The sequence below is a fragment of the Longimicrobium sp. genome, assembly GCF_036399935.1.
GTDB lineage: Bacteria > Gemmatimonadota > Gemmatimonadetes > Longimicrobiales > Longimicrobiaceae > Longimicrobium.
The window spans coordinates 1-9,609 of the sequence record NZ_DASWMD010000082.1; the positions used below are offsets into that span (position 1 = coordinate 1).

10 protein-coding genes are annotated in these 9,609 nt (G+C 70.5%); 7 read left to right on the forward strand and 3 right to left on the reverse strand.

Going from position 1 to position 9,609, the window contains the following annotated elements; genetic code table 11:
- Positions 1-243: 243 nt before the first annotated feature.
- A complete protein-coding gene (locus VGB24_RS24445; protein WP_331075554.1) occupies positions 244-1,605 on the reverse strand; it encodes an erythromycin esterase family protein in 1,362 nt (453 codons plus the stop codon).
- Positions 1,606-1,723: 118 nt separating this feature from the next.
- On the opposite strand from VGB24_RS24445, the gene VGB24_RS24450 reads away from it, so the two are divergent.
- Positions 1,724-2,110, forward strand: coding sequence for a DoxX family protein (locus VGB24_RS24450; protein ID WP_331075555.1), 387 nt, complete (start codon positions 1,724-1,726; stop codon positions 2,108-2,110).
- Positions 2,111-2,187: 77 nt separating this feature from the next.
- A complete protein-coding gene (locus VGB24_RS24455; RefSeq protein WP_331075556.1) occupies positions 2,188-2,787 on the forward strand; it encodes a hypothetical protein in 600 nt (199 codons plus the stop codon).
- 9 nt (positions 2,788-2,796) lie between these two features.
- Here the strand turns inward: VGB24_RS24455 and VGB24_RS24460 are convergent, their stop codons facing one another.
- On the reverse strand, positions 2,797-3,207 hold the full coding sequence (locus VGB24_RS24460) for a hypothetical protein (protein ID WP_331075557.1): 411 nt from the start codon (positions 3,205-3,207) through the stop codon (positions 2,797-2,799).
- A 370-nt stretch (positions 3,208-3,577) separates the two neighbouring features.
- On the opposite strand from VGB24_RS24460, the gene VGB24_RS24465 reads away from it, so the two are divergent.
- The 5 genes from VGB24_RS24465 to VGB24_RS24485 all read left to right on the forward strand — a co-directional run bounded on the left by VGB24_RS24465 (position 3,578) and on the right by VGB24_RS24485 (position 8,689).
- On the forward strand, positions 3,578-4,444 hold the full coding sequence (locus VGB24_RS24465) for a MerR family transcriptional regulator (protein ID WP_331075558.1): 867 nt from the start codon (positions 3,578-3,580) through the stop codon (positions 4,442-4,444).
- A 245-nt stretch (positions 4,445-4,689) separates the two neighbouring features.
- A complete protein-coding gene (locus VGB24_RS24470; protein ID WP_331075559.1) occupies positions 4,690-6,990 on the forward strand; it encodes a VIT and VWA domain-containing protein in 2,301 nt (766 codons plus the stop codon).
- A 167-nt stretch (positions 6,991-7,157) separates the two neighbouring features.
- Entirely contained in the window at positions 7,158-7,631 is a 474-nt protein-coding gene (locus VGB24_RS24475) for a MarR family winged helix-turn-helix transcriptional regulator (protein WP_331075560.1), read from the forward strand.
- A 306-nt stretch (positions 7,632-7,937) separates the two neighbouring features.
- Positions 7,938-8,294 carry a type II toxin-antitoxin system RelE/ParE family toxin gene (locus tag VGB24_RS24480; RefSeq protein WP_331075561.1) on the forward strand — a complete coding sequence of 119 codons (357 nt, stop codon included), beginning with the start codon at positions 7,938-7,940 and terminating at the stop codon, positions 8,292-8,294.
- Positions 8,294-8,689, forward strand: coding sequence for a helix-turn-helix domain-containing protein (locus tag VGB24_RS24485; RefSeq protein WP_331075562.1), 396 nt, complete (start codon positions 8,294-8,296; stop codon positions 8,687-8,689). Before VGB24_RS24480 ends, VGB24_RS24485 begins: the two co-directional genes overlap by 1 nt.
- Here the strand turns inward: VGB24_RS24485 and VGB24_RS24490 are convergent.
- Positions 8,680-9,573: a DMT family transporter gene (locus VGB24_RS24490; protein WP_331075563.1), complete on the reverse strand. Its 894-nt coding sequence runs from the start codon at positions 9,571-9,573 to the stop codon at positions 8,680-8,682. The two genes, VGB24_RS24485 and VGB24_RS24490, sit on opposite strands and share 10 nt — an antisense overlap.
- Between the last annotated feature and the right edge of the window lie 36 nt (positions 9,574-9,609).

Here is a 9,609-nt window from a genome sequence, read left to right on the forward strand (position 1 = left end):
TCATTCCGCTTCGCGGCTGCTTACGCCTCCCAAGGGGGGAGGACAAGAGACATCAGGGATGACTGGACTAGCGTCATCACCGTGAGGAGTTGTCAACGATCCTCCCGGTTTAAAGTGTCAGCGATCAACCCGGTTGCTCAGGCCCGAGCACCGAACCTGCCTGCCCCATCGACACCGACAAAAAGATGCGCGGTTGAGGCATGGTGCTCGTCCAGGCCTCCTATTCCCCGATTCCCTATTCCCTCACAGGCCAGATGGATACGTCTCCGGCGGCTCGGCGGATTCCCAGCCGGGCGTGGGCTCCAGCGGCCGCAGGGCGCGGGTTTCGTCGTAGTGGATCACCGCGTCGAACTGGTCCGCGATCTCCGCGTGAAAGTAGTGGCTCCAGCGCTCCGTCTCGGGTGCGTAGATCACGCCGATGGCGCGCTCCAGCCGCGAGGTGCGCAGCGCGTGGGCCGCGGGGCCGCCGCCGCGCAGGGGGAGGAAGAAGTCGGGGATGCCCGCCTGGTGGAACAGGCGCTCGTAGCTCCCCTCCATCCCCGGCCGCACCCGCTTTCGCTCCGCCGGGGCGTCCCACTCGCTGGCCGCGGTCACCGTGCCCGTGTACGTGCTGAACCCGATCAGCCGCGCCTCGTCGCCGTGCCGCTCGCGCACCAGCTGGCCCACGTTCCACTCGCCGTCGCGCCCCATCTCCGTGGCCCGCGCGTCGCCCAGGTGGGAGTTGTGCTCCCAGACGACCACCTTGGGCGGGACGCCCCTGGATTCGAAGTGGCCGCAGAGGGCGTCCAGCGTGTCGGCCATGTGGCAGTCGCGCAGGTTCCAGCTGGACACGCGCGCGGCGAACATGCTGCGGTAGTACTCCTCGGCGTTCTTCACCAGCCGCGCGTTCTGCTCGGCGTAGAAGTGTTCGTCCCCCGCCAGGCCGCCCTCCTCTCCCGCCATCCCGGACGCCCGCTCGCGCAACTCGTGAAGCTGGCGTACCGCCTGCTCCTCGCACGTCGGGGTGATGCCCAGCTGCGCCGCGTACCCGTACGACTGCGGGTCGCCGCCGCCCGCGCGATGGAAGCACCCGTAGCGCTGGCGCGCGCGCCGGGCGCCCTCCGGGTCTACCTCGTCCAGGTAGCGGATGACGGCCTCGATGGAAGCGAACATGGAGTACAGGTCCAGCCCGTAGAACCCGACACGCGTGGCATCCGCAGGCAGCGACCGGTTGTGCTCCCGCAGCCAGGCGACGAGCTCCACCACGTCGTCGTTGCGCCACATCCACTGGGGAAAGCGCTGGAATCCGCCGAGCGCCTCGTCTGGGGTGGCGTCGCCGCCGGCGCCGCGCACGTAGCGGTTCACGCGGTAGGCGTCGGGCCAGTCGGCCTCCACGGCCACGGCGGTGAACCCCTTTTCGCGGATCAGCCGCTTCGTGATCTCCGCACGGGCACGGTAGAACTCGTGGGTGCCGTGCGTGGCCTCGCCCAGCAGCACGAAGCGCGCATCGCCCACCAGCTCCAGCAGCGCGTCCCAGTCGCTCTCGCCGCCGTACAGTGGAACCGCCGCCCGGCGCACCGCCTCCACGGCCGCCGCATCGTCCCCGCCCTTCGCTCGTCCCAGCATCGCTCGCCCTCTCCCTTCGGTGGATGTCGGGCGCGCGGCGCGCACCGAGCATGCCAGCGGCCCGGCTCGTGCGCATGCACGCGGCCCTGATCAGCGGACGCTGCGACAACGGGAACGGATGCAAATCGGGGTTTCCGCTGGCACGTCGCGGATGGTGCTGGCGGCGATCTTCGTGGTGGCCGGCGTGCTTCACTTCGCCATCACCGACATGTACGTCCGCGTGATGCCGCCGTACCTGCCGTGGCCGCGCGAGCTGGTGATGGTGAGCGGCGTCTGCCAGCTGGCGGGCGGCGTGGGGCTGTGCGTGCCCAGGCTGCGCCGCGCCGCGGGGTGGGGGCTGGTGCTGCTGCTGGTGGCGGTGTGGCCCGCCAACCTGCAGATGTACGCCGACGCGCGGGCGTCGGGCGACCCCCTGCTGCGCGTGACGCTGCTCCTGCTGCGGCTTCCGCTTCAGCTGGTGCTCATCTGGTGGGTGTGGAGGGCGGCGGGGCTGGGGCGGCGCTGAAACCCTTGCGCCGATGCGGGAAATTACGCATTTTGTTTACCGAATTCCCCGCCATACACCCGTCAAGTCCCTTCCCCATGAAGCCCTGCCGTGACTGCGGCCAGCCGGCCGCCGCCAGCGCCAGATCGTGCCCGCATTGCGGGATCCTGAACCCCGTGGTGCAGTGGGTGGCGCTTCCCGACGGCGAGCACCTGACGCATCGCGAGCCCGCGAAGACGTCCGCGGACCCGTTCGCGTACTTCGCATCCCCCAGCACCACCAACGCGGCGGCGCTGGCCGGGCCCGCGTACGCCACGCAGGCGCGGGCCGCCGACAACCAGGACGCCATCGATGCCATCGACGTGGCGGCGACGCGGTTCTTCTGGGTGGCGGGCTTCACCCTGGTGTTCGGCTACGTGCTCCGGGACGTGGTGGGGCAGTACTGGTACGCGGACGGGGTGATCGTGGGCGCGCTGGCGTTCGCGCTGAAGGAGATGCACAGCCGCGTGGCCGCGGGCCTGCTGCTGGCGTTCTCGGCCCTCACGGTCCTCATGCAGGTGCTGGAGCTCTTCGGAGGCTCCTTCTTCATCGGGCGCATCGTGCTGTGGGTGGTGTTCACGGGCATGTCGTACCGCGCGCTGATGGCGACCATCGCCCTTCACAAACAGCAGCAGGGCACCCCCGCGCTGGCCCGCTGACCGCCGGCGCTACCCGGGGCGGCGCAGCGAAAGCCGCAGCTTCTGCTCGGTAACGGTCACGACCAGCGTGTCGCCGGCCTGCACCGGCGCCAGCTGGGCGCCGTCCAGGAACTCGCGCATGGGCTCGTCGCCCACCTGCACGCCGGAGCGAAAGCCGGCGGCGTACGCCACGCTGCCGGCCTCGCGCTTCCTGGCGTTGCTGCGCAGGTACACGCCGTGGTCGTTCATCAGCCACAGCCCGGGGGGCGCACCGGTGCCGGGGTGGTTCACCTCGCCGTCCCACTGGCCGGGATCGGCGGCCAGGTCTATGCCGGCCGCGATCAGCCGTTGCGCCTCGGTCATCAGGCGCTCGCGAGCTGCGTGCGATTCGTCGAGCAGCGCCCGCACTTCGCCCCCATCGAACTCGAACCGGTTCTCCATCGATCCCTCGGTGTCGGACAAAGTATCCCGCAGGCCATCAACCCTGCCGCTCCTGACGGGCCTTAACGAGTAACATGCGGCCCGATCTTACACCCAAAATAGTGCAGGGTCGCGGACGTGGGCTACGCCAGGCAAGCGCCCGCCCCACTTGAGCATACGCAAGTTGGACCACGCGACGTGCATCGGACGGAATTCGCGATTTGCACGCCTTGCCAGGCAAGCCCTGTCCAACGAGATTCCAATCTGTGCAGAAGTCCTGCCGGGTGACGACCTCGGCGGTTCGGAAGTAGTTTGTGTGAGTGGCCCGTGCCCTGCGTGCCGCCGCCCGCTTCGCGCGGCAGCACCCGGCTTTTCGATCGAGGGACGTCGTATGACCTATCGCATCAAGCGAGTCGCCCACCTGACGGGCATCAACCCGGCCACGCTGCGGGCCTGGGAGCGCCGCTACGGGCTGGTGGCGCCGGACCGCACCGGCTCCGGCTACCGCTTGTACACGGACGAAGACGTGGCCATGCTGTCGCGGATCAAGGCCCTGGTAGACGAGGGGCTGACGATCGGCGAGGCCATCACGCGCGTGCGCCGCGGCTCCGAGCCGCTTCCGGCGGATGGCACGGGGCCGTCCGTGCGCGAGGCGCGAGCGCGCATGCTCGAGGCGCTGCTGGCGTTCGACCGCCGCGGCGCGCTCGAGGCGTACGACTCCATCTCCAACCTGCCGCCGGTGCGCCGGGTGGAGGAGGTGCTGCTTCCGCTGGTGCGCGAGGTGGGCGACCTGTGGGGGTGCGCGGAGATCGGGGTGGCCGAGGAGCACTTCGCCAGCGCCATCATCCGCGAAAAGCTGGCGGGGATCATGGAAGACCTGGACACCGGCACGGCGCGCGGCCCCGAGGCGGTGTGCGTGGGGCTGGCGGGCGAGCGGCACGAGTTCGGGCTGATGGGCATCTGCATCAACCTGGCGACGCGCGGGTGGCGGGTGCTGTACCTGGGCGTTGACCTGCCGATGGACGAAATCCAGCGCGTGGTGCAGAGCCGGCGCCCGGCGCTGCTGTGCACCTCGGTGGTCAACCAGATGGGGACGGTCGAGTTCCGCCGGCTGGTGCGCGAGCTTCGCGACATGGCGCCGCCGGAGACGGAGATCGTCATCGGCGGCCCGGGGCTGCCCGACAGCACCGCCGTGGCCGAGGTCGCCGGCGTGCACGTGGCGGAAGAGCTCGTCGGCCTGGTGCACGCCAGCGCCTGACGCACCCCGCCTCGCACCGAAAGCCCCCTCGTCCATCCGCGAGGGGGCTTTCTGTCGTCTGGAGCCCTCGTCCGGTCAGACCGGCCGCCGCCCGGACGTTCACCTTCGCACTCACGCACTCACGCACTCACGCACTCACGCACTCACGCACTCACGCACTCGCCCGACGACGGAACCCGGCCCGGGGTCGCGCGAGTACAACGGAGTGCCCACCGATCCGCCATCACCCGCCCGTCCGAGGATCCATGCGCATTCCATCCCTCCTGATCACCCTGGTGCTGCTGGGCGCGGCCGCCCCTGGCGCGGCGCAGGGGATCATCGTTCCCGGGCCCTGCCCCGACTGCCGCCGTCCGAGGCCCCAGCCGGAGCGCTTTCCCAGCATCCCGGTAGAATCCGTCTCGTTCCAGACCACCATCCAAGGGCAGGTGGCCACCACGCACGTCACCCAGGTGTTCCGGAACGAGCACGACCAGGTGATGGAGGGCACGTACTTCTTTCCGCTTCCCGAGGACGCGTCCATCACCGAGTTCGCCATCTGGGACGGCAACCGGCGGCTGGAGGGCGAGGTGCGGCCGCGCGACGAGGCCCGGCGCATCTACGAGGAGATCGTCCGCCGCGTGCGAGACCCCGGGCTGTTGGAGTACGCGGGCCAGAACCTGTTCCAGGCGCGCATCTTTCCCATCCCCGCGCGGGGCACCAAGAAGCTGGAGCTCACGTACACGCAGGTGCTGCGCGCCGAGAACGGCAGCGTGGGATACCGCTACCCGCTGGGCATCGGCCGCAACGCGGCGCGGGTGGAGCGGCTGACGGGCGAGGTGAGGATCGCCGCGCGCGGCGGGCTGCGGACGGTGTACTCGCCGAGCCACCAGGTAGACGTGCGCCGGCAGGGCGGCGCGGACGCGCGGGTGAGCTTCGAGCAGGGGCCGCGCTCGGAGCGGCGCGACTTTCAGCTCTTCTACTCGCTCTCCGAGGCCGAGGTGGGGATGTCGCTGTTCACCTACCGTGAGCCGGGCAAGGACGGCTACTTTCTGCTCCTGCTTTCGCCTACCTCCGAGTCGCAGCGCCGCGAATACCCCGCCAAGGACGTGGTCTTCGTGGTGGACGTCAGCGGGTCGATGGAGGAGGCGGGGAAGATGGAGGAGGCGCGGCGGGCGCTGGCCTACGGCATCCGCGGCCTGAACCCCGGCGACCGCTACAACGTGGTGGCGTTCTCGGGCGAAACCCGGCTGATGGAAGAGGGGCTGATCGCCGCCGACCAGGCCGGACGCGCGCGCGGCGCCCGCTTCGTACAGGGGCTGCAGGCGCGCGGCGGCACCAACATCAACGACGCGCTGACGGAGGGGCTGCGGCAGTTTCCGCGCACGTCCACCCGGCCGCGGCTGCTGGTGTTCATGACCGACGGGCTGCCGACCGTCGGCGTGACGGACGTGGACCAGATCATCCGCAACGTGGAGCGCGCGCGCACGGACGGCGTGCGGCTGTTCACCTTCGGCGTGGGGTACGACGTCAACACGCGGCTGCTGGACCGCGTGGCGGCCGAGAACGGCGGCACCGCCGATTACGTGGCGCCCAACGAGGACATCGAGGTGAAGGTCTCGGCCTTCTTCGACAAGGTGAACCATCCCGTGCTCACCAACCTGCGCCTGGACATGGGCCAGGTGCGCACGGACCTGGTGTATCCGCGCGCCCTGCCGGACCTGTTCAAGGGCACGCAGGTGGCGCTGGTGGGCCGCTACCGCAACGAGCAGGACCTGGCCAACGTCACCCTGCGGCTGAGCGGCAACGCGTCACCCACGCAGACGTTCACCTATCCCGGGCTGCGCTTTCCGCGGCGCGACGAGCGGCACGAGTTCCTTCCCCGCTTGTGGGCCACGCGGCGCGTGGGCTGGCTGATGGAGCAGATCCGCAGCAACGGCGAGAATCGCGAGCTGGTGGACGAGGTGGTGGACCTGGGCACCCGCTATGGCATCGTCACGCCGTACACCTCGTTCCTGGCGCTGGAGCCGGGGGCGCAAACCCGCCCGGAGGACTTTTCCGGGAACGGCCGCGCGGGCGGGGTGGCGCCCGGTGTGGTGCTCGAAAGCGCGCCTGTATCGGCTCCCCCGACGCGGCGGGACCGCAGGGGCGGCAGGCCGGCACCCGCGTCGCCTCCCCCGCCGCCGCCCGCGATGTCGCCGCCGCCTCCCCCGCCCGCGGCCCCCCAGTGGGATCCGTCGGCGACGACGGGCCGCGGGGCCGTGGAGCAGAGCCGGGAATCGCGCCGGCAGCAGGAGGCGGTCGCGCTGGAGGACGTAGTCGTGACCGGTGCGGAGGGCGGCATGCAGCGCGTCGGTGACAAGACGTTCTACCTGCGCGCCGGCGTGTGGACCGACGCCGAGATCAAGGCCGATACGCGCCTGCCGGAGACGGCGCTGGAGTTCGGCACGCCGGCGTACTTCGACATGGTGGCGCGCACCCCCGAGCTGGCCCGCTACTTCAGCCTGGGTGAGCAGGTGGCGGTGGTCCACGACGGCCGCGTCTACCGGGTGCGTCCCGCCGCGCCGTAACGGCTCGTCGCGGGTGGAACGGCGAGGCGCGGGGGAGGCGATCCCCCGCGCCTCGTCGCATTCCCGGGGGACGTTCTCGCTCTGGCGGTGTATCCACCGGGAACGTGCACTTGACGATATCTGTTGTAACGCATCTACTTGGGGTGCACTCGAACCGCGGGAGACCCATGGCTGGGCGCATCCAGGAAGAACTGAAGCAGTCGAAGCCCATCGACAGCCTGGAAGAGGAAATCTTCCTCAACCTGGCACGCACGCACGAGGCACTGTCGGGCGAGATCGCCGAGCTGCTGCGTCAGCACGACCTGCGGCCCACGCAGTACAACGTGCTCCGCATTTTGCGCGGCGCGGGCGAGTCGGGGCTCACGGCTGGAGAGATCGCGGAACGGATGATCACCCGCGACCCGGACGTCACGCGGCTGATCGACCGCCTGGAAAAGCGGGGGCTGGTGGAGCGGTGGCGGTGCACGCACGACCGGCGCGTGGTGTGGACCCGCATCAGCCCGGCGGGGCTGGAGATGATCGCGCCGCTGGATGACTCGATGCGCGAACTGCACGTGAGGCAGCTGGCCCACCTGGGACCCGAGCGTTTGGCGACGCTGCGGGACCTGCTGGAGGAGGCCCGCGCGGGCATCGGCGGCTGACTTCGGAGGCTTTCACAGACGGCGCTCCCCGGCGGACTCGGTCCACCGGGGAGCGTTTTCGCATCTGCGTGCGACCTGTGGCGGGAGCGGATAGCCCGTCAGCGCCCGCGCCGCTGCTGGGGTTCCGCGCCGCTGTCTCTCAATGTCCGCTCCGGACGCGCCAGCGCCGCGACTGATTTTCGGCTCCCCCTGGCGTGTACTCCGTGCACTTGCGTAGCGTTCTCCCGCGCCGCTGGTGGAAATACGGAACGCGCGGGTGGGCCGTCGCGGCGAAGAAGGCCCTTGCGCAGATGTCGGATGTGACATATGATTGAAAGGTCGGGGGCGGCGGGAAAGCGCCTGGTGGTGCTGTCGGGCCGGATCATGACGCCGCCGTTCTCGGCCAGCGCGCGGCGAGAGGCCGGTACCCTCATCCGGGCCCTGCAGGAGGGTCGCATGCTCGGCATGCCGCGGTCCAGGCCCATGCCCAGCATCGGGGCGCGGTGCCACGAGCTGCGCATCGTCGACGAGGACAAGAGCTGGCGGATCGTCTATCGCATCGATCCCGACGCCGTGGTGGTCGTCGACATCTTTCAAAAGGCCACGCAACAAACGCCGGTGCTGGTGCGGGAAGTGTGCAGGAAGCGGCTCAGACGGTACGACGCAAGCCAGGAGGAGAACTGATGAACGCTCGCAAGCAGAAGCAGCTGGAGGAACAGGGCTGGGCAGAGACCGACGTCCAGGAGCTGTTCGGCCTCACCGCCGCCGAGGCGGCGTACGTGGAACTCATGATCGCGCTCTCCAACGCGGTGCGCGCCCGCCGGCTGGCGATGGGGCTTACCCAGCAGCGCCTGGCCGAGCTGCTGGAATCCAGCCAGTCGCGCGTGGCCAAGATGGAGGCGGCCGATCCCTCGGTGTCGCTGGACCGGCTGATCCGCGCGATGCTGGCGATGGGGGCCACGCCGCGGGAGGTGGGGGCCGTGCTGGCGGCCGACGTTCCGGCGCCCGCCGTGCCCCGGCCCGTGCGGGCTCGCGTGGCACCCCGGGGGCGCACCGGGCGCCGCGCCGCTCAGGGGTGAGGCGGCTCGTCCTGGGTGGTGCGTGACGGCCCGGCCACCATCAGCAGGACGCCCAGGAGGACGATGGCGGCGCAGGCGTAGCCCACGGGGCTCAGCCGCTCGTTCCACAGGAAGTACGCCCCGATGGCCGCGACGACCGGCTCTACGGTGGCCACGGTGGCCGCGCGCGTGGCCTCGATGCGCTTGAGCCCGGCGCTGTAGAACACGTACGAGGTGTAGGTGGGCACCGCGCCCAGGAACACCAGCGCGGCCCACGCGGTGCCGGACTTGGGGCGGAAGTCTACGAAGGGCAGAAAGGTGAGCGCGCCGATGGGGAGCGCGTAGATGAAGAGCGTGGCGGTGGTGTAGCGTTCGAAGTAGCGCTTGCCGAACAGGTAGTACATGGCGTAGGCGACGCTCGAAAGCAGCCCCCACCCCAGCGCCGCGGGGGTGATCCGGATTCCCCCGCCGCCGGAGAGGGCGATTCCCGCCACGCCGGCGGTCGCCAGGGCCAGCGCGAGCACCACGCGGCGGGTGATCCGCTCGCCCAGGAACGCGGCGGAGAGCAGCGCCACCCACACCGGCGCCGTGTACAGCAGGATGGCCGCCAGCGCGGCCCCGCCCGCGTCAACCGCCTGCGAGTACGACGCCAGCAGCCCCGCAACGCCCACCACGCCGAACGCCGCCACCATCAGCCGGTCGCCGCGGTCGATGTGCACCTTGCGGGTGACGGCGGCGTGCACGGCGAAGAAGGCGGCACCGATCAGCGCGCGCCACAGCGCCACCTCCAGCGGGTGCAGCCCCTCGGCCAGGGCGGTGCGCGTGACGGGGCCCATCAGCCCCCACAGCGTGGCCGCGATGGCCACGAATAACGTTCCGATCAGCCGGTTTCGTCCCTGCGTCATATGCGGGAACCTACGCAGGGGCCGCGCCCGCCGCAC

Bases quoted from the DNA above. Each gene is read 5' to 3' on its own strand.
- VGB24_RS24445 (WP_331075554.1), bottom strand. From the start codon at position 1,605: ATGCTGGGACGAGCGAAGGGCGGGGACGATGCGGCGGCCGTGGAGGCG.
- VGB24_RS24450 (WP_331075555.1), top strand. From the start codon at position 1,724: ATGCAAATCGGGGTTTCCGCTGGCACGTCGCGGATGGTGCTGGCGGCG.
- VGB24_RS24455 (WP_331075556.1), top strand. From the start codon at position 2,188: ATGAAGCCCTGCCGTGACTGCGGCCAGCCGGCCGCCGCCAGCGCCAGA.
- VGB24_RS24460 (WP_331075557.1), bottom strand. From the start codon at position 3,207: ATGGAGAACCGGTTCGAGTTCGATGGGGGCGAAGTGCGGGCGCTGCTC.
- VGB24_RS24465 (WP_331075558.1), top strand. From the start codon at position 3,578: ATGACCTATCGCATCAAGCGAGTCGCCCACCTGACGGGCATCAACCCG.
- VGB24_RS24470 (WP_331075559.1), top strand. From the start codon at position 4,690: ATGCGCATTCCATCCCTCCTGATCACCCTGGTGCTGCTGGGCGCGGCC.
- VGB24_RS24475 (WP_331075560.1), top strand. From the start codon at position 7,158: ATGGCTGGGCGCATCCAGGAAGAACTGAAGCAGTCGAAGCCCATCGAC.
- VGB24_RS24480 (WP_331075561.1), top strand. From the start codon at position 7,938: ATGATTGAAAGGTCGGGGGCGGCGGGAAAGCGCCTGGTGGTGCTGTCG.
- VGB24_RS24485 (WP_331075562.1), top strand. From the start codon at position 8,294: ATGAACGCTCGCAAGCAGAAGCAGCTGGAGGAACAGGGCTGGGCAGAG.
- VGB24_RS24490 (WP_331075563.1), bottom strand. From the start codon at position 9,573: ATGACGCAGGGACGAAACCGGCTGATCGGAACGTTATTCGTGGCCATC.